Origin of the sequence: Pseudomonas sp. NPDC089396 (genome assembly GCF_044749545.1) — a bacterium.
In the GTDB taxonomy this organism is placed as follows: domain Bacteria; phylum Pseudomonadota; class Gammaproteobacteria; order Pseudomonadales; family Pseudomonadaceae; genus Aquipseudomonas.
The window spans coordinates 1-22183 of the sequence record NZ_JBIVIC010000019.1; the positions used below are offsets into that span (position 1 = coordinate 1).

At 58.2% G+C, this 22183-nt stretch carries 35 protein-coding genes; 33 read left to right on the forward strand and 2 right to left on the reverse strand.

All coding sequences use genetic code 11. The features are described 5' to 3' along the window. The 31 genes from ACIPZB_RS25035 to bfr form a co-directional block, all read left to right on the forward strand. On the forward strand, window positions 1–378 hold a 378-nt coding region (locus ACIPZB_RS25035), incomplete at its 5' end, for an elongation factor Tu (protein ID WP_081011215.1). 141 nt (window positions 379–519) lie between these two features. Next, the gene (rpsJ, locus tag ACIPZB_RS25040; protein ID WP_003186070.1) at window positions 520–831 is read left to right on the forward strand and encodes a 30S ribosomal protein S10; all 312 of its coding nucleotides are present in this window, start codon (window positions 520–522) and stop codon (window positions 829–831) included. 80 nt (window positions 832–911) lie between these two features. After that, entirely contained in the window at window positions 912–1547 is a 636-nt protein-coding gene (gene rplC, locus ACIPZB_RS25045) for a 50S ribosomal protein L3 (RefSeq protein WP_003257089.1), read from the forward strand. Window positions 1548–1559: 12 nt separating this feature from the next. Next, on the forward strand, window positions 1560–2162 hold the full coding sequence (gene rplD, locus ACIPZB_RS25050; protein ID WP_008089819.1) for a 50S ribosomal protein L4: 603 nt from the start codon (window positions 1560–1562) through the stop codon (window positions 2160–2162). After that, complete coding sequence (rplW, locus tag ACIPZB_RS25055; protein ID WP_003255484.1) at window positions 2159–2458, forward strand: 50S ribosomal protein L23; 300 nt, start codon at window positions 2159–2161, stop codon at window positions 2456–2458. The genes rplD and rplW overlap by 4 nt, the downstream gene beginning before the upstream one ends. A 14-nt stretch (window positions 2459–2472) precedes the next feature. Next, window positions 2473–3297, forward strand: coding sequence for a 50S ribosomal protein L2 (gene rplB / locus ACIPZB_RS25060; protein ID WP_008089816.1), 825 nt, complete (start codon window positions 2473–2475; stop codon window positions 3295–3297). A 16-nt stretch (window positions 3298–3313) separates the two neighbouring features. Next, window positions 3314–3589, forward strand: coding sequence for a 30S ribosomal protein S19 (gene rpsS, locus ACIPZB_RS25065; RefSeq protein ID WP_003255482.1), 276 nt, complete (start codon window positions 3314–3316; stop codon window positions 3587–3589). An 11-nt stretch (window positions 3590–3600) separates the two neighbouring features. Beyond that, entirely contained in the window at window positions 3601–3933 is a 333-nt protein-coding gene (rplV, locus tag ACIPZB_RS25070; protein WP_003103908.1) for a 50S ribosomal protein L22, read from the forward strand. A 13-nt stretch (window positions 3934–3946) separates the two neighbouring features. After that, window positions 3947–4633, forward strand: coding sequence for a 30S ribosomal protein S3 (gene rpsC, locus ACIPZB_RS25075; RefSeq protein WP_003255481.1), 687 nt, complete (start codon window positions 3947–3949; stop codon window positions 4631–4633). A gap of 12 nt (window positions 4634–4645) precedes the next feature. Continuing rightward, a complete protein-coding gene (rplP, locus tag ACIPZB_RS25080) occupies window positions 4646–5059 on the forward strand; it encodes a 50S ribosomal protein L16 (RefSeq protein WP_003255479.1) in 414 nt (137 codons plus the stop codon). After that, window positions 5059–5250: a 50S ribosomal protein L29 gene (gene rpmC / locus ACIPZB_RS25085; protein ID WP_002555481.1), complete on the forward strand. Its 192-nt coding sequence runs from the start codon at window positions 5059–5061 to the stop codon at window positions 5248–5250. The genes rplP and rpmC overlap by 1 nt, the downstream gene beginning before the upstream one ends. A 2-nt stretch (window positions 5251–5252) precedes the next feature. Then, the gene (gene rpsQ, locus ACIPZB_RS25090; RefSeq protein WP_008089812.1) at window positions 5253–5519 is read left to right on the forward strand and encodes a 30S ribosomal protein S17; all 267 of its coding nucleotides are present in this window, start codon (window positions 5253–5255) and stop codon (window positions 5517–5519) included. Between the two features lie 23 nt (window positions 5520–5542). Then, complete coding sequence (rplN, locus tag ACIPZB_RS25095) at window positions 5543–5911, forward strand: 50S ribosomal protein L14 (protein ID WP_008089810.1); 369 nt, start codon at window positions 5543–5545, stop codon at window positions 5909–5911. A gap of 11 nt (window positions 5912–5922) precedes the next feature. Then, on the forward strand, window positions 5923–6237 hold the full coding sequence (gene rplX, locus ACIPZB_RS25100) for a 50S ribosomal protein L24 (RefSeq protein ID WP_003255476.1): 315 nt from the start codon (window positions 5923–5925) through the stop codon (window positions 6235–6237). Window positions 6238–6257: 20 nt separating this feature from the next. Continuing rightward, entirely contained in the window at window positions 6258–6797 is a 540-nt protein-coding gene (gene rplE, locus ACIPZB_RS25105; protein WP_003255474.1) for a 50S ribosomal protein L5, read from the forward strand. 13 nt (window positions 6798–6810) lie between these two features. After that, entirely contained in the window at window positions 6811–7116 is a 306-nt protein-coding gene (gene rpsN, locus ACIPZB_RS25110) for a 30S ribosomal protein S14 (protein WP_008089807.1), read from the forward strand. A 209-nt stretch (window positions 7117–7325) separates the two neighbouring features. Continuing rightward, complete coding sequence (gene rpsH, locus ACIPZB_RS25115) at window positions 7326–7718, forward strand: 30S ribosomal protein S8 (RefSeq protein ID WP_008089805.1); 393 nt, start codon at window positions 7326–7328, stop codon at window positions 7716–7718. A gap of 12 nt (window positions 7719–7730) precedes the next feature. Then, window positions 7731–8264 carry a 50S ribosomal protein L6 gene (gene rplF / locus ACIPZB_RS25120; protein WP_008089803.1) on the forward strand — a complete coding sequence of 178 codons (534 nt, stop codon included), beginning with the start codon at window positions 7731–7733 and terminating at the stop codon, window positions 8262–8264. Window positions 8265–8274: 10 nt separating this feature from the next. Then, complete coding sequence (gene rplR / locus ACIPZB_RS25125; RefSeq protein ID WP_008089801.1) at window positions 8275–8625, forward strand: 50S ribosomal protein L18; 351 nt, start codon at window positions 8275–8277, stop codon at window positions 8623–8625. Between the two features lie 3 nt (window positions 8626–8628). Further along, entirely contained in the window at window positions 8629–9129 is a 501-nt protein-coding gene (rpsE, locus tag ACIPZB_RS25130) for a 30S ribosomal protein S5 (RefSeq protein ID WP_003255465.1), read from the forward strand. Window positions 9130–9131: 2 nt separating this feature from the next. Then, window positions 9132–9308, forward strand: coding sequence for a 50S ribosomal protein L30 (rpmD, locus tag ACIPZB_RS25135; protein WP_008089798.1), 177 nt, complete (start codon window positions 9132–9134; stop codon window positions 9306–9308). Between the two features lie 3 nt (window positions 9309–9311). After that, window positions 9312–9746, forward strand: coding sequence for a 50S ribosomal protein L15 (gene rplO / locus ACIPZB_RS25140; protein WP_008089796.1), 435 nt, complete (start codon window positions 9312–9314; stop codon window positions 9744–9746). Further along, entirely contained in the window at window positions 9747–11078 is a 1332-nt protein-coding gene (gene secY / locus ACIPZB_RS25145; protein ID WP_003255459.1) for a preprotein translocase subunit SecY, read from the forward strand. It abuts the gene before it with no gap. 28 nt (window positions 11079–11106) lie between these two features. After that, on the forward strand, window positions 11107–11223 hold the full coding sequence (rpmJ, locus tag ACIPZB_RS25150) for a 50S ribosomal protein L36 (RefSeq protein ID WP_002555468.1): 117 nt from the start codon (window positions 11107–11109) through the stop codon (window positions 11221–11223). Between the two features lie 131 nt (window positions 11224–11354). Then, entirely contained in the window at window positions 11355–11711 is a 357-nt protein-coding gene (gene rpsM / locus ACIPZB_RS25155) for a 30S ribosomal protein S13 (RefSeq protein ID WP_003255457.1), read from the forward strand. A gap of 18 nt (window positions 11712–11729) precedes the next feature. After that, window positions 11730–12119: a 30S ribosomal protein S11 gene (gene rpsK, locus ACIPZB_RS25160; protein WP_003255454.1), complete on the forward strand. Its 390-nt coding sequence runs from the start codon at window positions 11730–11732 to the stop codon at window positions 12117–12119. Between the two features lie 15 nt (window positions 12120–12134). After that, a complete protein-coding gene (rpsD, locus tag ACIPZB_RS25165) occupies window positions 12135–12755 on the forward strand; it encodes a 30S ribosomal protein S4 (protein ID WP_008089778.1) in 621 nt (206 codons plus the stop codon). A gap of 22 nt (window positions 12756–12777) precedes the next feature. Beyond that, window positions 12778–13779, forward strand: a complete 1002-nt coding sequence (locus ACIPZB_RS25170; protein ID WP_003255452.1) for a DNA-directed RNA polymerase subunit alpha — start codon at window positions 12778–12780, stop codon at window positions 13777–13779. Window positions 13780–13821: 42 nt separating this feature from the next. Continuing rightward, window positions 13822–14208 carry a 50S ribosomal protein L17 gene (rplQ, locus tag ACIPZB_RS25175; RefSeq protein ID WP_003255451.1) on the forward strand — a complete coding sequence of 129 codons (387 nt, stop codon included), beginning with the start codon at window positions 13822–13824 and terminating at the stop codon, window positions 14206–14208. A 173-nt stretch (window positions 14209–14381) separates the two neighbouring features. Next, window positions 14382–15821 (forward strand): catalase, encoded by a 1440-nt coding sequence (locus ACIPZB_RS25180; protein WP_400643186.1) that lies wholly within the window; start codon window positions 14382–14384, stop codon window positions 15819–15821. Between the two features lie 163 nt (window positions 15822–15984). After that, a complete protein-coding gene (gene bfr / locus ACIPZB_RS25185; RefSeq protein WP_008089766.1) occupies window positions 15985–16449 on the forward strand; it encodes a bacterioferritin in 465 nt (154 codons plus the stop codon). A gap of 69 nt (window positions 16450–16518) precedes the next feature. Here the strand turns inward: bfr and uvrA are convergent, their stop codons facing one another. Further along, window positions 16519–19353: an excinuclease ABC subunit UvrA gene (gene uvrA, locus ACIPZB_RS25190; protein WP_400643187.1), complete on the reverse strand. Its 2835-nt coding sequence runs from the start codon at window positions 19351–19353 to the stop codon at window positions 16519–16521. 129 nt (window positions 19354–19482) lie between these two features. Here uvrA and ACIPZB_RS25195 point away from each other — a divergent pair, with 129 nt between their 5' ends. Beyond that, complete coding sequence (locus tag ACIPZB_RS25195; protein ID WP_400643188.1) at window positions 19483–20877, forward strand: MFS transporter; 1395 nt, start codon at window positions 19483–19485, stop codon at window positions 20875–20877. 9 nt (window positions 20878–20886) lie between these two features. After that, complete coding sequence (locus ACIPZB_RS25200; RefSeq protein WP_400643189.1) at window positions 20887–21438, forward strand: single-stranded DNA-binding protein; 552 nt, start codon at window positions 20887–20889, stop codon at window positions 21436–21438. An 87-nt stretch (window positions 21439–21525) separates the two neighbouring features. Here the strand turns inward: ACIPZB_RS25200 and ACIPZB_RS25205 are convergent, their stop codons facing one another. Next, on the reverse strand, window positions 21526–21999 hold the full coding sequence (locus ACIPZB_RS25205) for a heme-binding protein (RefSeq protein ID WP_400643190.1): 474 nt from the start codon (window positions 21997–21999) through the stop codon (window positions 21526–21528). Between the last annotated feature and the right edge of the window lie 184 nt (window positions 22000–22183).

Consider the following 22183-nt stretch of genomic DNA (forward strand, 5'->3'; position numbering starts at 1 on the left):
CGTGCTGGCGAGAACTGCGGCGTTCTGCTGCGTGGTACCAAGCGTGACGACGTTGAGCGTGGCCAGGTTCTGGTCAAGCCAGGTTCGGTCAAGCCGCACACCAAGTTCACCGCAGAAGTCTACGTCCTGTCGAAGGAAGAAGGCGGCCGTCACACTCCGTTCTTCAAAGGCTACCGTCCTCAGTTCTACTTCCGTACCACTGACGTGACCGGTAACTGCGAACTGCCGGAAGGCGTTGAAATGGTAATGCCAGGTGACAACATTCAGATGACTGTCACTCTGATCAAGACCATCGCAATGGAAGACGGTCTGCGCTTCGCTATCCGTGAAGGCGGTCGTACCGTCGGCGCCGGCGTCGTAGCCAAAATCATCGAGTAATCACTCGACCGATTGAAAAAACCCCCGCTCAGCGGGGGTTTTTTTTATTGGGTTGACACTAAATTGGGGCGTCTATAGAATCACGCCTCCTTTTAGCGGGCGTAGTGCGTCCGTTGGGAACAGCCTGGAGTCTGAAATCCAATGCAAAATCAGCAAATCCGTATCAGGTTGAAGGCTTTCGACCATCGCCTGATCGACCAATCCACCCAGGAAATCGTGGAAACCGCGAAACGTACTGGTGCACAAGTGCGTGGTCCAATTCCACTGCCTACCCGCAAAGAGCGTTTCACCGTTCTGGTCTCCCCGCACGTCAACAAAGACGCGCGTGACCAGTACGAGATTCGCACTCATAAGCGTGTTCTGGACATCGTCCAGCCAACGGATAAAACCGTTGACGCGCTGATGAAGCTTGATCTGGCGGCAGGTGTGGAAGTACAGATCAGCCTCGGCTAAGACTTCGGTCTAGTCGTGTAACGCTCTGAAATGGGCGGCCATAGCGGGTGAAAGCCCCGTACACTCATGAGGTTTACAACATGACTATTGGTGTAATCGGTCGCAAATGCGGTATGACCCGCATTTTCACCGAAGAAGGTGTCTCCATTCCGGTCACGGTCATTGAGATCGAGCCGAATCGCGTCACCCAGTTCAAAACTGAAGAAACCGATGGCTACCGCGCAGTGCAAGTCACTGTCGGCGAGCGTCGTGCTTCGCGTGTGACTGCCGCTCAGGCAGGCCACTTCGCCAAGGCTAACGTTGCCGCTGGTCGCGGTGTTTGGGAGTTCCGTCTTGAAGAAGGCGATTTCCAGGCTGGCGATCTGATCAAAGCTGAACTCTTCACTGCAGGCCAGCTGGTAGACGTAACCGGTCAGTCCAAAGGTAAAGGCTTCGCCGGTACCATCAAGCGCTGGAACTTCCGTGGCCAGGACAACACCCACGGTAACTCCGTGTCGCACCGTGTCCCAGGTTCCATCGGCCAGTGCCAGACTCCTGGTCGTGTGTTCAAGGGCAAGAAAATGTCCGGTCACATGGGCGCCGAGCGCGTGACTGTTCAGTCCCTGGAAGTAGTTCGCGTAGACGCTGAACGCAACCTGCTGCTGGTCAAGGGTGCCGTTCCTGGCGCTACTGGCGGCGACGTGGTTGTACGTCCGGCTGTCAAGGCTCGCGGTTAAGGGGAAACTGACATGCAACTTAACGTAAATGACGCTCAGGCGATCGAAGTTTCCGAACTGACCTTCGGTGGCGAATTCAACGAGACGCTGGTTCACCAAGCAGTCGTGGCCTACATGGCCGGCGGCCGTCAGGGCACCAAGCAGCAGAAGACCCGTTCCGACGTGGCTGGTGGCGGTAAGCGCCCATGGCGTCAGAAGGGTACTGGCCGTGCTCGTGCTGGTACCACTCGTGGTCCGATCTGGCGTGGCGGTGGTGTTACCTTCGCAGCTCGCCCTCAAGATCACTCGCAGAAGCTCAACAAGAAGATGTACCGCGCAGCCCTGCGCTCCATCCTCGCTGAGCTGGTGCGTAGCGACCGTCTGGTCGTGGTTCAGGACTTCGCTGTTGAAGCGCCGAAAACCAAAGATCTGCTGAACAAGCTGAACGGCATGGGTCTGAACGACGTTCTGATCGTTTCCGACGCTGTTGATCAGAACCTGTACCTGGCTGCTCGTAACCTGCCGCACGTCGATGTACGTGACGTACAAGGTTCCGACCCAGTCAGTCTGATCGCATACGAGAAAGTGTTGATCACTGTCTCGGCCGTGAAGAAATTCGAGGAGCTGCTGGGATGAACCAGGAACGCGTATTCAAAGTCCTCCTTGGCCCGCACGTTTCCGAGAAGGCTACCGTTCTGGCTGAGAAAAAAGGCCAGTTCGTATTCAAGGTTGCTACCGACGCAACCAAGCTGGAAATCAAGAAAGCTGTCGAAGGCCTGTTCAACGTAAAAGTTGAAAACGTGTCGACTGTTAACGTTCTGGGTAAAACCAAGCGTACCGCACGTGGTCTGGGCAAGCGTAATGACTGGAAGAAGGCGATCGTCTCCCTTCAGCCAGGCCAAGATCTCGATTTCAGCAGCAGTGCTGAGTAAGGAAGGGGTGCATCATGGCAATCGTTAAATGCAAACCGACTTCCCCTGGCCGCCGTTTCGTGGTCAAGGTGGTCAACAAGGAGCTGCACAAAGGCGCTCCTCACGCACCGCTGCTCGAGAAGAAATCGAAGTCTGGTGGTCGTAACAACAATGGCCGTATTACCACTCGTCACGTTGGTGGTGGTCATAAGCAGCATTACCGTCTGGTCGACTTCCGTCGCAACGACAAAGATGGCATTCCAGCCACTGTCGAGCGTATCGAATACGATCCAAACCGTACTGCTCACATCGCCCTGCTGTGCTACGCAGACGGTGAGCGTCGCTACATCATCGCCCCTAAAGGCGTGAGCGCTGGCGACCAGCTGATCGCAGGTGCCCTGGCCCCAATCAAGGCCGGTAACTCCCTGCAGCTGCGCAACATCCCAGTAGGTAGCACCATTCACGGCGTCGAACTGAAGCCGGGTAAAGGTGCTCAGATCGCTCGTTCCGCTGGTGCTTCGGCTCAGCTGATCGCTCGTGACGGCGTATACGTGACTCTGCGTCTGCGCTCCGGTGAGATGCGTAAAGTACTGGCTGAGTGCCGTGCGACCCTGGGCGAAGTCTCGAACTCCGAGCACAGCCTGCGTTCGCTGGGTAAAGCTGGTGCCAAACGCTGGCGCGGCGTTCGCCCAACCGTTCGTGGTGTTGCCATGAACCCGGTTGACCACCCACATGGTGGTGGTGAAGGTCGTACCTCCGGTGGTCGTCATCCGGTATCGCCATGGGGCTTCCCAACCAAGGGTGCTAAAACCCGCGGTAATAAGCGTACCGACAACATGATCGTCCGTCGTCGCAAGTAACTAGAGGGATACGACAGTGCCACGTTCTCTGAAAAAAGGTCCTTTTATCGATCTTCACCTGTTGAAGAAGGTCGAAGTGGCGGTGGAGAAGAACGATCGCAAACCAGTTAAAACCTGGTCGCGTCGCTCGATGATCCTGCCACAAATGGTCGGTCTGACCATCGCGGTTCACAACGGTCGCCAGCATGTCCCAGTTCTCGTGAACGAAGACATGGTCGGCCACAAACTGGGCGAGTTCGCCGGTACCCGCACCTATCGCGGGCACGTGGCTGACAAGAAAGCCAAGCGTTAAGGGGTAAGGAAATGGAAGTAGCCGCTAAGTTGTCGGGCGCTCGCATCTCCGCCCAGAAAGCCCGCTTGGTCGCCGACCAGATCCGCGGGAAGAAGGTGGGCGAAGCGCTCAACCTGTTGGCCTTCAGCAGCAAAAAAGCCGCTGAAATCATGAAGAAAGTCCTCGAGTCGGCCGTTGCCAACGCCGAACACAACGAAGGCGCAGACGTTGATGACCTGAAGGTCTCCACCGTCTTCGTCAACGAAGGGCGTTCGCTGAAGCGCATCATGCCACGTGCCAAAGGCCGTGCTGATCGCATCGTCAAGCGGTCTTGCCATATCACTGTCAAGGTTGCGGACAAGTAACGGAGTCGATCAGATGGGTCAGAAAGTACATCCCACTGGCATTCGCCTGGGAATCGTCAAGGAGCACACCTCCGTCTGGTACGCAGACGGTGCTACTTACGCAGATTACCTGTTGAAGGATCTGAAAACGCGTGAGTACCTCCAAGACAAACTAAAAAGCGCGTCCGTAAGCCGTATCGATATTCATCGTCCGGCTCAAACTGCACGCATCACCATCCACACCGCTCGTCCCGGTATCGTTATCGGGAAGAAAGGTGAAGATGTCGAGAAGCTGCGTCAGGACCTGACCAAGCAGATGGGTGTGCCTGTGCACATCAACATCGAAGAGATCCGCAAGCCGGAACTCGACGCTATGCTGGTTGCGCAGAGCGTAGCTCAGCAGCTGGAACGCCGCGTAATGTTCCGTCGCGCCATGAAGCGCGCCGTGCAGAACGCCATGCGTATTGGTGCCAAGGGCATCAAGATCCAGGTGAGCGGTCGTCTCGGCGGTGCTGAGATTGCTCGTACCGAGTGGTATCGCGAAGGTCGTGTGCCTCTGCACACCCTGCGTGCCGATATCGACTACAACACCTACGAAGCTCACACCACTTACGGTGTGATCGGTGTGAAGGTTTGGATCTTCAAAGGCGAAGTTATTGGTGGTCGCCAAGAAGAACTGAAACCACAAGCACCAGCGCCTCGTAAAAAAGCTGCTAAGTAAGGGGTACGCCAAATGTTGCAACCAAAGCGTACAAAATTCCGCAAGCAGATGACTGGCCACAACCGTGGTCTGGCACTGCGCGGTAGCAAAGTCAGCTTCGGCGAATTCGCCCTGAAAGCTGTTGCTCGCGGTCGCCTCACCGCTCGCCAGATCGAGTCCGCACGTCGTGCGCTGACCCGTCACGTTAAGCGTGGCGGTAAGATCTGGATCCGTGTGTTCCCGGACAAGCCGATCTCCAAGAAGCCTCTCGAGGTTCGTATGGGTAAAGGTAAGGGCTCCGTGGAATACTGGGTTGCCCAGATCCAGCCAGGCAAAGTCCTGTACGAGATCGAGGGTGTTTCTGAAGAGCTGGCGCGCGAAGCTTTCGCCCTGGCTGCTGCAAAGCTGCCTCTCGCCACCTCCTTTGTTAAGCGGACGGTGATGTGATGAAAGCGAATGAACTTCGTGAAAAATCTGCACAGCAACTGAATGAGCAATTGCTCGGCTTGCTGCGCGACCAGTTCAATCTGCGTATGCAGAAAGCAACTGGCCAGTTGGGTCAGTCGCACCTGCTCTCGCAAGTTAAGCGTGACATCGCTCGCGTGAAAACTGTGCTCAACCAGCAGGCAGGTAAGTGATCATGGCTGAAGCTGAAAAAACCGTCCGTACGCTGACTGGCCGTGTCGTCAGCGACAAAATGGACAAGACCATCACCGTTCTGATCGAGCGTCGCGTAAAGCACCCGATCTACGGTAAATACGTTAAGCGTTCGACTAAGCTGCACGCGCACGACGAATCCAACCAGTGCAAAATCGGCGACAAGGTTTCCATCCGTGAAACCCGTCCGCTGGCCAAGACCAAGTCCTGGGCACTGGTTGAAGTCCTCGAACGCGCTGTTGAAGTCTAAGGGCTAGGGGTCGGAGAAATTTTATGATTCAGACTCAATCCATGCTCGATGTGGCCGATAACAGCGGCGCTCGTCGCGTCATGTGCATCAAGGTACTCGGCGGTTCGCACCGCCGTTACGCCGGCATCGGTGACATCATCAAAGTAACCGTCAAGGAAGCAATTCCGCGCGGTAAGGTCAAAAAAGGCCAGGTGATGACCGCTGTTGTCGTCCGTACCCGTCACGGTGTACGTCGCGCTGACGGTTCCATCATTCGTTTCGACGGCAACGCTGCTGTTCTGCTGAACACCAAGCAAGAGCCGATCGGCACTCGCATCTTCGGGCCAGTGACCCGTGAACTTCGTACTGAGAAGTTCATGAAGATCGTCTCGCTCGCCCCTGAAGTGCTGTAAGGAGATCCGACATGCAAAAGATTCGTCGTGACGACGAGATCATCGTGATCGCCGGCAAAGACAAAGGTAAGCGCGGTAAGGTGCTGAAGGTTCTCGCTGATGACCGTCTGGTCATCGGTGGTGTGAACCTGGTTAAGCGTCATACCAAGCCTAACCCGATGGCGGGCGTTCAGGGCGGTATCGTCGAAAAAGAAGCGCCTCTGCACGCTTCCAACGTTGCCATCTTCAACGGCGAAACCAACAAGGCTGACCGCGTTGGTTTCAAAGTAGAAGACGGTAAGAAAATTCGTGTCTTCAAGTCGACCCAAAAAGCGGTTGATGCTTGAACACTGCTAGGTAGAAGACCATGGCACGACTGAAAGAGATTTACCGGAACGAAATCGCTCCCAAGCTTAAGGAAGAACTTAAGCTGTCGAACGTGATGGAAGTTCCACGCGTAACCAAGATCACCCTGAACATGGGTCTGGGCGAAGCCATCGGTGACAAAAAAGTCATCGAGCACGCTGTAGCCGACCTGGAAAAGATCACCGGTCAAAAGCCGGTCGTGACTTTCGCTCGTAAATCCATCGCGGGCTTCAAAGTCCGTGAGGGATGGCCGATCGGCGTCAAGGTGACCCTGCGTAGCGACAAGATGTACGAATTCCTGGACCGCCTGCTGGCGATCTCCCTGCCTCGGGTTCGCGACTTCCGCGGCCTGAATGCCAAGTCCTTCGATGGCCGTGGCAACTACAGCATGGGCGTGAAAGAGCAGATCATCTTCCCGGAAATCGATTACGACAAGATCGATGCTCTGCGCGGTTTGGACATCACCCTGACCACCACTGCTCGTTCGGACGACGAAGGCCGCGCTCTGCTGCGTGCTTTCAAGTTCCCGTTCCGCAACTGATTGGAGTAGGAAAATGGCCAAGAAGAGCATGAAAAACCGCGAGCTGAAGCGTCAGCTCACGGTAGCCAAGTTCGCTAAAAAGCGCGCTGAGCTGAAAGCGACCATCGTCAACGTGAACGCCTCTCCAGAAGAGCGTTTCGCTGCCGTAGTCGCTCTGCAGAAGCAGCCGCGTGACGCTAGCGCTGCGCGCCTGCGCAACCGTTGCCGCCTGACCGGTCGTCCTCACGGTGTATACCGTAAGTTCGGCCTGGGCCGTAACATGCTGCGTCAAGCTGCAATGCGCGGCGACGTACCAGGTCTGGTCAAGGCCTCCTGGTAATCGCTGTCGGTGTGATCCCGACGGAAGGGGAGCAATCTTCCGACCGTCGGTGACCTCACCAAGAAACAAGCCCCTATATGGGGCTTGTTTCGTTTCTGCCTTGTGTCTAGAATGACCGGCTCACCCGAGCCTGGGTTTTTTACCCTGCCCGCTCGGGTGGTTGTGATAGCCGCAAGGCTAATAATTCTTGTATCAGGAGCATCTAGCCCATGAGTATGCAGGACCCGTTAGCGGACATGCTAACTCGCATCCGTAATGCCCAGATGGCTGAAAAGTCCGTCGTAAGCATGCCTTCCTCTACCCTGAAGGTCGCGGTTGCCAAAGTTCTGAAAGACGAAGGTTACATCGCTGGCTACCAGGTTACTGGTGAGGCCAAGCCGTCCCTGTCGATCGAACTCAAGTACTTCGAAGGCCGTCCGGTCATCGAGGAACTGAAGCGTTCCAGCCGTCCTGGCCTGCGCCAGTACAAGTCCGTCACAGATCTGCCGAAAGTTCGTGGCGGCCTGGGCGTGTCTATCGTCTCCACCAACAAAGGTGTGATGACTGACCGCGCTGCGCGCGCTGCCGGTGTCGGCGGCGAAGTTCTGTGCACAGTGTTCTAAGGGGAGATAGGCATGTCTCGCGTCGCTAAGAACCCCGTTAAGCTGCCAGCAGGCGTCGAAGTAAAATTCGCCGGCCAGCAGCTTTCGGTGAAGGGTGCCAAAGGCGCTCTCGAACTGAACGTTCACTCGTCTGTTGAAGTTACCGAAGAGTCCGGCGAACTGCGTTTCGTCGCTCGCAACGGTGATCAGCAAGCTCGCGCCATGGCCGGTACTACCCGTGCTCTGGTCAACAACATGGTCCAAGGCGTAAGCCAAGGCTTCGAGCGCAAGCTCCAGCTGGTCGGTGTTGGTTACAAGGCACAGGCTAAAGGCACCGTCCTGAACCTGGCTCTGGGCTTCTCGCATCCAGTGGACTACGAACTGCCAGCCGGTATCACCGCTGAAACTCCTAGCCAGACCGACATCCTGATCAAGGGTATCGACAAGCAGCTGGTAGGTCAGGTGGCCGCTGAAATCCGCGACTTCCGTCCACCAGAGCCGTACAAAGGCAAGGGTGTGCGTTACGCGGACGAAGTAGTCCGTCGTAAAGAAGCCAAGAAGAAGTAGGGCCTAGCAAATGACCGACAAAAAAGTTACTCGACTGCGTCGCGCTCGCAAAGCACGTCTCAAGATGCACGAACTCGAAGTCGTGCGCCTGTGCGTGTTCCGCTCCTCGCAGCACATCTATGCCCAGGTCATTTCGGCCGACGGCAGCAAGGTTCTGGCAAGCGCCTCGACCTTGGACAAAGACCTGCGTGATGGCGCCACTGGCAACATCGACGCGGCCACTAAGGTTGGCAAGCTGGTAGCTGAGCGCGCGAAAGCCGCCGGTGTATCTCAAGTTGCCTTTGACCGTTCCGGCTTCAAGTACCATGGCCGCGTCAAAGCGCTGGCTGATGCTGCTCGTGAAGGCGGGCTGGAGTTCTAAGTTATGGCAAATAACGATCAAAAGCGCGACGAAGGCTACATCGAGAAGCTGGTTCAAGTTAACCGCGTAGCTAAAACCGTTAAAGGCGGCCGTATCTTCACCTTCACCGCGCTGACCGTGGTTGGTGATGGCAAGGGTCGCGTTGGCTTCGGCCGTGGCAAATCGCGCGAAGTACCTGCCGCGATCCAGAAAGCCATGGAAGCTGCTCGTCGCAACATGATCCAGGTTGACCTGAAGGGCACCACCCTGCAGTACGCCACCAAGGCTGCCCACGGCGCCTCGAAGGTTTACATGCAGCCTGCTTCGGAAGGTACCGGTATCATCGCCGGCGGCGCCATGCGTGCTGTCCTGGAAGTTGCTGGTGTTCAGAACGTCCTGGCCAAGTGCTACGGTTCGACCAACCCAGTGAACGTGGTTTACGCCACCTTCAAGGGTCTGAAAGCCATGCAATCTCCTGAGTCCATTGCTGCCAAGCGCGGCAAGAGCGTTGAGGAGATCTTCTGATCATGGCAACCGTAAAAGTAACGCTGATCAAGAGCGTCTCGGGCCGTATTCCTAACCACAAACTGTGCGTTAAGGGTCTGGGTCTGCGTCGCATCGGTCACACTGTAGAAGTCCAGGATACTCCCGAGAACCGCGGGATGATCAACAAGGCTTACTACATGCTGCGCGTCGAGGGTTAATCGATGAAACTCAATGATCTGAGTCCAGCGCCGGGTTCCCGTCGCGAAAAGCATCGTCCGGGTCGTGGTATCGGTAGCGGTCTGGGTAAGACCGGCGGCCGTGGCCACAAAGGTCAGACCTCCCGTTCGGGTGGTTCGATCGCTCCGGGCTTCGAAGGCGGTCAACAGCCGCTGCACCGTCGTCTGCCGAAATTCGGCTTCGTTTCCCTGAAAGCCATGGACCGCGCCGAAGTGCGTCTGTCCGAGCTGGCCAAGGTGGAAGGCGACGTGATCTCCGTGCAATCCTTGAAGGATGCCAACGTGATCAACCAGAACGTACAGCGTGTGAAAATCATGCTGTCTGGCGAAGTCACTCGCGCAGTCACCATCAAGGGTATCGCAGCCACCAAGGGTGCGCGTGCGGCTATCGAAGCAGCTGGCGGCAAGTTCGAGGAATAAATGGCTAAGCAAGGTGCTCTCTCTTCGCTCGGTAAGGGCGGGATGTCGGAACTCTGGGCTCGTCTGCGCTTTCTGTTCATGGCGATCATCGTCTATCGGATAGGTGCGCATATCCCGGTTCCAGGCATCAATCCGGACCGTCTGGCGGATCTGTTTCGGCAGAATGAGGGGACCATTCTTAGCTTGTTCAACATGTTTTCCGGTGGCGCGCTCGAGCGCATGAGCATCTTTGCACTGGGGATCATGCCGTACATCTCGGCATCGATCATCATGCAGCTGATGACGGCGGTCAGCCCGCAACTGGAGCAGTTGAAGAAGGAAGGTGAAGCTGGCCGTCGCAAGATCAGCCAGTACACCCGCTACGGCACCGTTATCCTGGCACTGGTACAAGCCATTGGCATGTCCATTGGCCTGGCCAACCAGGGCGTGGCGTTTTCTGCGGGCCTGGGCTTCCATGTCGTCGCCGTCTCCACTTTCGTGGCAGGCGCGATGTTCATGATGTGGCTGGGCGAGCAGATCACCGAGCGCGGTGTGGGCAACGGTATCTCGATGTTGATCTTCGCAGGTATCGTTGCCGGTCTTCCGAGAGCAATCGGGCAGTCTTTCGAGTCTGCGCGCACAGGCGATATCAACATTTTCGCCCTGGTCGCTATCGGTTTGCTGGCAGTAGCGATTATCGGTTTCGTGGTGTTCATTGAGCGTGGTCAGCGTCGTATCGCCGTTCACTACGCCAAGCGTCAGCAGGGCCGCAAGGTCTTCGCTGCGCAGACCAGCCACTTGCCGCTGAAGGTGAACATGGCGGGGGTTATCCCGGCCATTTTCGCGAGCAGCATTCTGCTGTTCCCGGCTTCGCTGGGTGCCTGGTTCGGTCAGTCCGAAGGTATGGGCTGGCTGCAGGACATCTCGCAGTCGATCGCTCCTGGTCAGCCGTTGAACATTCTGCTGTTTAGTGCAGGGATCATTTTCTTCTGCTTCTTCTACACAGCGTTGATGTTCAATCCGAAAGACGTAGCGGAAAACCTGAAGAAGTCCGGTGCCTTTATTCCGGGTATCCGTCCTGGTGAGCAGTCGGCGCGCTACATTGATGGCGTTCTGACCCGTTTGACCATGTTCGGTGCTCTTTACATGATGGCCGTCTGCCTTCTGCCCCAGTTCCTGGTGGTAGCAGCAAATGTGCCGTTCTACCTTGGCGGGACCTCGTTGCTGATTGTGGTAGTGGTTGTGATGGACTTCATGTCCCAAGTACAATCGCACCTCGTTTCGCACCAGTACGAATCCCTGATGAAGAAAGCCAACCTGAAAGGCTACGGTGGCAGCGGTCTGCTGCGCTGATACGCCCCTAAGGTTCGAGGAGTCGGTAATGAAAGTTCGTGCATCGGTGAAAAAGCTGTGCCGTAACTGCAAGATCATCCGTCGCGAAGGCGTCGTACGAGTGATCTGCAGCGCGGAACCGCGTCACAAACAGCGCCAAGGCTGAGTGTGATCTGCGCTTCAAACCCAGCAGCTAGTGTGCTGCTGGGTTGATTATTCGTTTCTACAGCGATATTATCTCGCGCCCTATTTCTTGGCTTCCGGGGCGTAGGTAGCTGTCAATTGGAGTCCCACTGAATGGCCCGTATTGCAGGCGTCAACATTCCAGATAACAAGCATACTGTTATCTCGCTGACCTACATCTATGGTGTCGGTCGCACAACTGCACAGAAGATCTGTGCAGACGCTGGTGTCAACCCAGCCGCAAAGATCAAGGATCTGAGCGACGAGCAAATCGAAACCCTGCGTGGCGAAGTCGCGAAGTTCACCACCGAAGGTGACCTGCGTCGTGACATCAACATGAAGATCAAGCGCTTGATGGACCTGGGTTGCTACCGCGGCCTGCGTCATCGTAAAGGTCTGCCGGTTCGCGGTCAGCGCACCAAGACCAACGCACGCACCCGTAAGGGCCCGCGTAAGCCGATCCGCAAGTAACCGCCCAGGAATATAGACATGGCAAAACCTGCTGCTCGTCCTCGTAAGAAAGTCAAAAAGACAGTGGTTGATGGCATCGCCCACATCCATGCGTCTTTCAACAACACCATCGTGACCATCACCGACCGTCAGGGCAATGCTTTGTCCTGGGCGACCTCCGGTGGTTCGGGTTTCCGTGGTTCGCGCAAATCCACCCCGTTCGCAGCACAGATCGCTGCTGAGCGTGCTGGTCAAGCTGCGCTGGAATACGGTCTGAAGAACCTCGACGTAAACGTCAAGGGTCCAGGTCCAGGTCGTGAGTCCGCCGTTCGTGCTTTGAACAGCTGTGGCTACAAGATCGCCAGCATCACCGACGTGACGCCAATCCCGCATAACGGGTGCCGTCCGCCGAAGAAGCGCCGCGTGTAATCAGGAGACAGAAGAATGGCACGTTACATTGGTCCAAAATGCAAACTGTCTCGTCGTGAAGGCACCGATCTGTTCCTGAAGAGCGGCGTTCGCGCTCTGGAATCGAAGTGCAACATCGAAGCAGCCCCAGGTATCCACGGCCAGCGCCGTGGCCGTCAGTCCGACTACGGTACCCAGCTGCGCGAGAAACAAAAAGTCCGTCGTATCTACGGTGTTCTGGAGCGTCAGTTCCGCGGTTACTACCAAGCTGCTGCCTCGAAAAAAGGCGCAACCGGTGAGAACCTGCTGCAACTGCTCGAGTGCCGTCTGGATAACGTCGTTTACCGTATGGGCTTCGGCTCGACTCGTTCCGAGTCCCGTCAGCTGGTTTCGCACAAAGCGATCAGCGTCAACGGTAAGACTGTAAACATTCCATCCTACCAAGTTCGTCCGGGTGACGTGGTCGCGGTTCGCGAGAAGTCGTCGAACCAGCTGCGCATTGTTCAAGCCCTTGAACTGTGCGCCCAGCGTGGCCGAGTTGAGTGGGTAGACGTAGATGCTGCTAAAAAGTCGGGCGTTTTCAAGAACGTTCCTGCTCGCGGCGACCTGTCTGCCGACATCAACGAAAACCTGATTGTCGAGCTCTACTCCAAGTAAGGGCTAGAAAATAGGTGCATCCATGCAGATTTCGGTAAATGAGTTCCTGACTCCCCGCCATATTGATGTGCAGGTAGTCAGTCCGACCCGCGCCAAGATCACGCTCGAGCCTCTCGAGCGTGGTTTCGGCCATACCCTGGGCAACGCGCTGCGCCGCATCCTGTTGTCCTCCATGCCTGGCTGTGCAGTAGTCGAGGCCGAGATCGATGGCGTACTCCATGAGTACTCCGCGATCGAAGGTGTACAGGAAGATGTCATTGAAATCCTGTTGAACCTGAAAGGCCTGGCTATCAAGCTGCACGGTCGTGACGAAGTTACGCTGACCTTGTCGAAAAAGGGTTCGGGGGTGGTTACCGCTGCCGATATTCAGCTGGATCACGATGTCGAGATCGTCAACCCCGATCACGTAATCGCGAACCTGGCGTCGAATGGCGCCCTGAACATGAAGCTCACTGTAGCTCGTGGTCGCGGTTACGAGCCGGCCGACTCCCGTCAGACCGACGAAGACGAAAGCCGTAGCATTGGCCGTCTGCAGTTGGACGCTTCGTTCAGCCCGGTGCGTCGTATCGCCTATGTGGTCGAAAACGCCCGTGTTGAACAGCGTACCAACTTGGACAAGCTGGTCATTGATCTGGAAACCAACGGCACCCTGGATCCTGAAGAGGCTATCCGCCGCGCTGCGACCATCCTGCAACAGCAGCTGGCCGCGTTCGTCGACCTCAAAGGTGACAGCGAGCCTGTCGTAGTCGAGCAGGAAGACGAGATCGATCCGATCCTGCTGCGTCCGGTTGACGACCTGGAACTGACTGTACGTTCGGCCAACTGCCTCAAGGCGGAGAACATCTACTACATCGGCGACCTGATTCAGCGTACCGAAGTAGAGCTGTTGAAGACTCCTAACCTGGGCAAGAAGTCCCTGACTGAAATCAAGGACGTCCTGGCCTCTCGTGGTCTGTCTCTCGGCATGCGCCTCGACAACTGGCCGCCTGCAAGTCTTAAGAAAGACGACAAGGCGACCGCCTGATCGTCGTAATCACCGAACGTAGTGTTTGGTAAGGAATGAATCATGCGTCATCGTAAAAGTGGACGTCACCTGAGCCGTACCAGCTCTCACCGCAAGGCTATGTTCCAGAACATGGCAGTGTCGTTGATCGAGCACGAGCTGATCAAAACCACCCTGCCGAAAGCCAAGGAACTGCGCCGCGTTGCCGAGCCGCTGATCACCCTGGCCAAGGAAGACAGCGTTGCTAACCGTCGTCTGGCCTTCGACCGTACCCGTTCGAAGTCCGCTGTTGGCAAACTGTTCAACGACCTGGGCAAGCGTTACGCCACCCGTCAGGGCGGCTACCTGCGCATCCTGAAGTGCGGTTTCCGCGCTGGCGACAACGCGCCTATGGCGTACGTCGAGCTGGTTGATCGTCCGGTCGGCGGTGCTGTAGAAGCTGCTGAGTAAGACGTTCTGTCTGCTACAAAGAACCGGGCCTAGTGCCCGGTTTTTTGTGCCTGCATGTATTGTTTGTTTCTATTGATGTGAATCAATCAATGAATTTGTCCTTGTAACATACCTGCTCAATACTCTCCTTCAAGCCGTTTAGCCCGGCGCTTGAAGACCGTTAAGGAGAGCCCATGAGCAAGATACTCACCACCGCCAGCGGTGCACCTGTAGCTGACAACCAGAATTCCCGTTCTGCCGGCCCGCGCGGCCCGTTGCTGCTCGACGACTTCCACCTGATCGAGAAGCTCGCCCACTTCAACCGTGAGAACATCCCTGAGCGGCGCGTTCACGCCAAGGGGTCGGGTGCCTACGGCACATTCACTGTCACCCGCGACATTACCGGCTACACCAGTGCCAAGCTTTTCGCACAGGTTGGCAAGCAGACCGAGACCTTCCTGCGTTTCTCCACGGTTGGTGGCGAACGCGGTTCGGCAGACACCGAGCGCGACCCGCGTGGTTTTGCAGTGAAGTTCTACACCGAGGAAGGCAACTGGGACATCGTCGGTAACAACACGCCGGTGTTTTTCATCCGTGACCCGCTCAAGTTCCCGGACTTTATCCACACCCAGAAGCGTCACCCGCAAAGCAACTTGAAGAATGCCCAGATGATGTGGGATTTCTGGTCGCACTCTCCCGAGGCATTGCACCAGGTCACCATCCTGTTCTCCGACCGGGGTATCCCGGATGGTTACCGCCACATGCACGGCTTCGGCAGCCACACCTACAGCCTGATCAATGCGCAAGGTGAGCGCACCTGGGTGAAGTGGCACTTCAAGACTCGACAGGGCATCAAGAATCTGGCTCCAGCAGAGGCTGCACGCCTTGCAGGCAGTGACCCGGACTACGCTCAGCGTGACCTGTTCGAGGCCATCGAGCGCAGTGATTTTCCACGTTGGTCGGTCTGCATCCAGGTGATGAGTGAAGCCGAGGCAGCCAGCCGCGACGAAAACCCGTTCGACGTGACCAAGACCTGGTCGCAGAAGGACTATCCACTGATCGAAGTGGGCGTGCTGGAGCTCAACCGCAACCCGCTCAACTACTTCGCCGAAGTCGAGCAGGCGGCATTTGGCCCGAGCAACATGGTGCCCGGTGTAGGCCTGTCGCCCGACCGCATGCTGCAAGGCCGCGTATTCGCCTATGCGGATGCGCATCGCTACCGGGTGGGCACCAACCACCAGCAGTTGCCCGTCAACGCCCCGCGTTGCCCGGTAAACAGCTACCAGCGTGACGGTTCGATGGCCACCGGCAGTTATGGCAGCGCGCCGAACTACGAGCCAAACAGCTACACCGATGCACCGAAAGAGTCGCCTCGCCACGCCGAGCCAGCGTTGGCCCTCAATGGTTCGGCCGACCGTTACGACCACCGCGAGGACGATGATTACTACAGCCATGCCGGCGCGCTGTTCCGCCTGATGAGTGATGAGCAGAAAACCCTGCTGATCAACAACATCGCCGGTGCTATGGCAGGCGTCAGCGAAGACGTGATTCAGCGGCAGCTGCAGTACTTCTTCAAGGCGGACCCAGCCTACGGTGAAGGTATCGCCAAGGCCCTGGGGCTGAATCTCGCCTAACTCGAAGTGATAAGAAGAACCGCCCTCATTTGGGCGGTTTTTCAATGAATATCACTACTGTTTAACCGATTTTTTGCTTCTAGTTGCGCGTTTTTCAGTGACCGAGACGAAAAGCTGGTTCACACTATGTGGTATTCAAGTTTCAACACGGAGAAGCAGGGCGATGCAAGGTCACCCGGACGTAATCAACTACCTCGTCACGTTGCTGAAGGGCGAACTGGCAGCACGCGACCAGTACTTCATTCACTCGCGCATGTACGAAGACTGGGGCCTGTCCAAGCTCTACGAGCGTATCAACCACGAGATGGAAGAAGAGACGCAGCACGCCGATGCGCTGATGCGCCGTATCCTCATGCTCGAAGGTACCCCGGACATGCGCGCCGATGACCTGGAAGTGGGCAGCACCGTACCGGAAATGATCGAGGCCGACCTCAAGCTCGAGTACAAGGTGCGCGCCGCGCTGTGCAAAGGCATTGAACTGTGCGAACTGCACAAGGACTACATCAGCCGCGACATCCTGCGTGCGCAGTTGGCCGATACCGAAGAAGATCACACCTACTGGCTGGAGAAGCAGCAGGGCCTGATCAAGGTCATCGGCCTGGAGAACTACCTGCAGTCGCAGATGTAAGTTATCCACAGACCACAAAAAAGCCCCTGGTACCCACGGTACCAGGGGCTTTTTTAATCCACAGGCCGGTCAGGCCCGGTCACGCTCCAGCAACGGCTTGAGGTAATGCCCGGTGTAGGACTGTTTCATCTTGGTCAGTTCTTCCGGGGTGCCGCAGGCAATGATCTGCCCACCTTTGGAGCCACCTTCCGGTCCCAGGTCCACCAGCCAGTCGGCCGTCTTGATCACGTCCAGGTTGTGCTCGATCACCACCACGGTGTTGCCGTGGTCGCGCAGGCGATGCAGCACGTCCAGCAATTGCTGGATATCGGCGAAGTGCAGCCCGGTGGTCGGTTCATCGAGGATGTACAGCGTCTTGCCGGTATCGCGCTTGGACAGTTCCCGCGAAAGTTTTACCCGCTGCGCCTCGCCACCGGACAAAGTGGTCGCCGACTGCCCCAGCTTGATGTACGAAAGACCTACATCCATCAGGGTCTGCAGCTTGCGCGCCAGGGCCGGCACCGCGTCGAAGAACTCGCGGGCATCCTCGATGGTCATTTCCAGCACCTCGTGGATGTTCTTGCCCTTGTACTTGATCTCCAGGGTTTCACGGTTGTAGCGCTTGCTCTTGCACACGTCGCACGGCACGTAGATGTCCGGCAGGAAGTGCATCTCCACCTTGATCAGGCCGTCGCCCTGGCAAGCCTCGCAGCGACCGCCCTTGACGTTGAACGAGAAGCGACCTGGGCCATAGCCGCGCGAGCGCGATTCCGGCACGCCGGAGAACAGTTCGCGGATCGGGGTGAAGATGCCGGTGTAGGTCGCCGGGTTCGAGCGCGGTGTGCGGCCGATCGGGCTCTGGTCGATATCGACCACCTTGTCCAGATGCTGCAGGCCGTCCATGCTGCTGTGCGCGGCGGCTTCCAGGGTGCTTGCGCCGTTGAGCGCAGTGGCTGCCAGCGGGAACAGGGTGTTGTTGATCAGCGTCGACTTGCCCGAGCCGGACACACCGGTCACGCAGGTCAGCAGGCCGATCGGAATCTCCAGGTCGACGTTCTGCAAGTTGTTGCCACGGGCGCCCTTGAGCTTGAGCTGCAGCTTCTTGTCGCGCGGGGTGCGCTTGGCCGGCACGACGATCTTCTTGCGCCCCGACAGGTACTTGCCGGTCAGTGAGTCAGGGTGGTCCATGACCTCCTGCGGCGTACCCTCGGCCACGATCTGGCCACCATGCACACCCGCACCTGGGCCGATGTCCACGACGTAGTCGGCCAGGCGAATGGCATCCTCGTCGTGCTCGACCACGATCACCGTGTTGCCCAGGTCGCGCAGGTGGTTGAGGGTGGCCAGCAAGCGGTCGTTGTCCCGTTGATGAAGGCCGATGGACGGTTCATCGAGGATGTACATGACCCCCACCAGGCCGGCGCCGATCTGGCTGGCCAGGCGGATACGCTGGGCTTCGCCGCCCGACAGGGTATCGGCGCTGCGGTCGAGGGTGAGGTAGTCGAGGCCGACGTTGACCAGGAACTGCAAACGCTCGCAGATTTCCTTGAGGATCTTCGCGGCGATTTCGCCACGGCGGCCGGTCAGTGTCAGCGCGCCGAAATAATTGCTTGCCTCACCGATGGGCAGGTTGGTGACCGCCGGCAGGGTCTTTTCGCCTACCCACACATGCCGTGCCTCACGGCGCAGGCGGGTGCCGCGGCAGTCGGGGCAGGGCTGGGTGCCGAGGAACTTGGCCAGCTCCTCGCGCACGGTGGCGGATTCGGTCTCGCGGTAGCGGCGCTCAAGGTTCGGCACGATGCCTTCGAACGGGTGCGAGCGCTTGACGATGTCGCCCCGGTCGTTGAGGTACTTGAAGTCGACGCTCTGCTTGCCGCTGCCTTGCAAAATCACCTTCTGGTGCTCGGCCGACAGTTCGCCGAATGGCTCCTCAAGGCTGAAGCCGTAGTGCGCGGCGAGCGAACCGAGCATCTGGAAGTAATAGACGTTGCGCCTGTCCCAGCCGCGGATCGCACCCTCGGCCAAGGTCAGCTCACTATTTACCAGGCGCTTGGTGTCGAAGAACTGCTTCACGCCCAGGCCGTCACAGGTGGGGCAGGCGCCAGCCGGGTTGTTGAAGGAGAACAGCTTGGGTTCCAGCTCGCTGATGGCATGGCCGCAGATCGGGCAAGCGAAGCGTGCGGAGAAAATCGTCTCTTCGCCTTCTTCGTCGTCCATCGGTGCCACCAGGGCAATACCGTCGGCCAGCTTGAGCGCGGTTTCGAACGATTCGGCCAGGCGCTGCTGCAGGTCGGCGCGCACCTTGAAGCGGTCCACCACCACGTCGATGCTGTGCTTTTTCTGCTTGTCCAGCTTGGGCAGTTCGTCGAGCTCATAGAGCTTGCCGTTGACCCGCGCCCGCACGAAGCCCTGGGCGCGCAGTTCATCGAACACGGCCAGGTGCTCACCCTTGCGCTCGCGGATTACCGGCGCCAGCAACATCAGCTTGCTGCCTTCCGGGCGCTCCAGCACCAGGTCGACCATCTGGCTGATCGTTTGCGCCTCCAGCGGAATGTCATGGTCCGGGCAGCGTGGGGTGCCTACGCGCGCATAGAGCAAGCGCAGGTAGTCGTAGATCTCGGTGATGGTGCCAACCGTCGAACGCGGGTTGTGCGAGGTCGATTTCTGCTCGATGGAAATGGCCGGCGACAAGCCTTCGATAGTGTCGACGTCAGGTTTTTCCATCATCGACAGAAATTGCCGGGCATAGGCCGACAGCGACTCCACATAGCGGCGCTGGCCTTCGGCGTACAGTGTGTCGAAGGCAAGCGACGACTTGCCGGACCCGGACAGGCCGGTGATCACGATCAGCTTGTCGCGTGGCAGGGTCAGGTCGATGTTCTTAAGGTTGTGGGTACGCGCCCCACGAATCAGGATCTTGTCCACTGCGGCCTCGCTTGGCGGGCATAAACAAGGAAGTATACGGCGCCCTGCCAGTACGCGGCAAAGCGTCGCGTAGATGCCGTCAAGCTGTCGGACTGATAGAATCGCCGCCGGTTCACACGAGGTTAATCCATGCACGACACCCACAACGAGCGCATGAGTGGCAGCGAAACCCGCGCCGCTGGCGGCCTGGCCCTGGTCTTTGCCTTTCGTATGCTGGGCATGTTCATGGTCTTGCCGGTGCTGGCCACCTACGGCATGGACCTGGCCGGCGCCACCCCTGCGCTGATCGGCCTGGCCATTGGCGCCTACGGCCTGACCCAGGCAGTCCTGCAGATCCCGTTCGGGATGATTTCCGACCGCATCGGTCGTCGCCCGGTGATCTACCTGGGGTTGGTGATCTTCGCCCTGGGCAGCGTGCTGGCGGCCCAGGCCGATTCCATCTGGGGGGTGATCGCCGGGCGTATCCTGCAGGGCGCCGGGGCGATTTCCGCCGCGGTGATGGCGCTGCTTTCCGATCTCACCCGCGAGCAGCACCGAACCAAGGCCATGGCCATGATCGGCATGAGCATCGGCCTGTCGTTCGCGGTGGCGATGGTAGTCGGTCCGCTTCTCACAAGTGCTTTCGGCTTGTCAGGATTGTTCCTCGCCACGGCAGGACTTGCCCTGGTTGGCATCCTGCTGATCGCCTTCGTGGTGCCCAACACCCACACCACCTTGCAGCATCGCGAATCCGGCGTGGCGCGTCAGGCCCTGGGCCCGACCCTGCGTCATCCGGACCTTCTGCGTCTGGATGTGGGCATCTTCGTCCTCCACGCCATCCTCATGGCAAGCTTCGTGGCACTGCCACTCGCACTCGTTGAACGCGGTGGCTTGCCCAAGGAGCAACACTGGTGGGTGTACCTGACCGCGCTGTTTGTCTCATTCTTTGCAATGATCCCGTTCATCATCTACGGCGAAAAGAAGCGCAAGATGAAACGCGTCCTGGCTGGTGCGGTCAGTGTCTTGCTGCTGGTGGAGGTGTTCTTCTGGCAGTGGGCTGACGGTTTGCGCGGACTGGTGATTGGCACCGTGGTATTCTTTACCGCATTCAACCTGCTGGAGGCATCGCTGCCTTCGCTGGTGAGCAAGGTGTCACCTGCTGGTGGCAAAGGGACGGCGATGGGGGTGTACTCCACCAGCCAGTTCCTCGGTGCCGCGTTAGGCGGAATCCTCGGCGGCTGGTTGTTCCAGCATGGCGGACTGAGCACTGTGTTCCTCGGTTGCGCGGTGTTGTGTGCCATCTGGCTGATCGTGGCCTTGCGCATGAACGAGCCGCCCTATGTGACCAGCCTGCGCATGCCGCTGACGCCTGAAGCAGTCCGGGAAGCCGGGCTGACCGAACGCCTGATGGCTGTGCCGGGTGTGACCGACGCTGTGGTGGTGGCAGAAGAGGCCGCCATCTATATCAAACTGGATACGAAAATTTTGGACCGTGCGACCCTCGAGCGTCTGGTGAACCCAGCCTCTTCGGCGTGCGAAGCCTAGGAGAACGTTATGGCCCGTGGGGTTAACAAAGTCATTCTGGTCGGCACCTGTGGCCAGGATCCCGAAGTCCGCTACCTGCCCAACGGTAACGCCGTGACCAACCTGAGCCTGGCTACCAGCGAGCAGTGGACCGACAAGCAGTCGGGCCAGAAGGTCGAGCGTACCGAGTGGCACCGTGTGTCGCTGTTCGGCAAGGTTGCCGAAATCGCCGGCGAATACCTGCGCAAGGGTTCGCAGGTGTACATCGAAGGCAAGCTGCAGACCCGCGAGTGGGAAAAAGACGGCATCAAGCGCTACACCACTGAAATCATCGTCGACATGCAGGGCACCATGCAGCTGCTCGGCGGCCGTCCGCAGAACCAGCAAGGTGGCGGCGACCAATACAACCAGGGTGGTGGTAACAACTACAACCAGGGTGGCCAGCAGCAACAGTACAACCAGGCGCCTCAGCGCCAGCAGGCCCCGCGCCCGCAACAGGCCCCGCAGCGCCCAGCGCCGCAGCAGCCTGCGCCACAGCCGGCGGCTGACTTTGACAGCTTCGATGACGATATTCCGTTCTGATCAGAGCGGTAGGGCGTCACGCTAGACCAGAAAACCCAGGGCATTGGCCCTGGGTTTTTTTTATGCGAGTGAAAATGGGAGTGGCCGTCAGGCATCGCCATCCAGTGCCGCCTGGGCAAACTCCGCATCCAGCTCTGGCGTTGCGCCGCTGATGCCGATGCCGCCGATATGCTGGCCCTTCGCATCCATGATTGGCAGGCCGCCCCCCAACAGGGTGAAGCCTGGTAGGGATGCATAGGGATTTGCTGGATGTGCGGCACTTCGTTCTGCGAGCGAGCTGGAGGAAAGCGGGAAGCGGGCCGAGGTCGAGGCCTTGAGCTGCGCGACCTTGATGCTGCCGCTGCTGGTGCCGTCCATGCGGTGGAAGTGTTTGAGGTTGCCATGGTTGTCGACGATGCTGATGACGATGGCATAACCCTGGGCGCGGGCGGCGCGCTCGGCGGCGGCGGCCATTGTGCGGGCGGCTTCGGCGGTGATGGGGGAGGGAGCGTCGGCTTGTGAGGTTGCTGCCAATAGCAGCGAGCACATGAAAAGACTGGCACGGATGTGGTTCGAGTTCATGTGAGCATTACCCCTGAGGACTGTTGGTCGGGCAACCTAGCAAGCAGTTGTCGCTCAAGGATGTAGTCCGTTTCCGAAACTGATGTCCGGTAGGTGTGCTGTCGCTGCTGGCCCTATCGCGGGCAAGCCAGCTCCCACAGGTACTCCACTGTTCTCAAGGGTAGTGGGGTACCTGTGTGGGAGC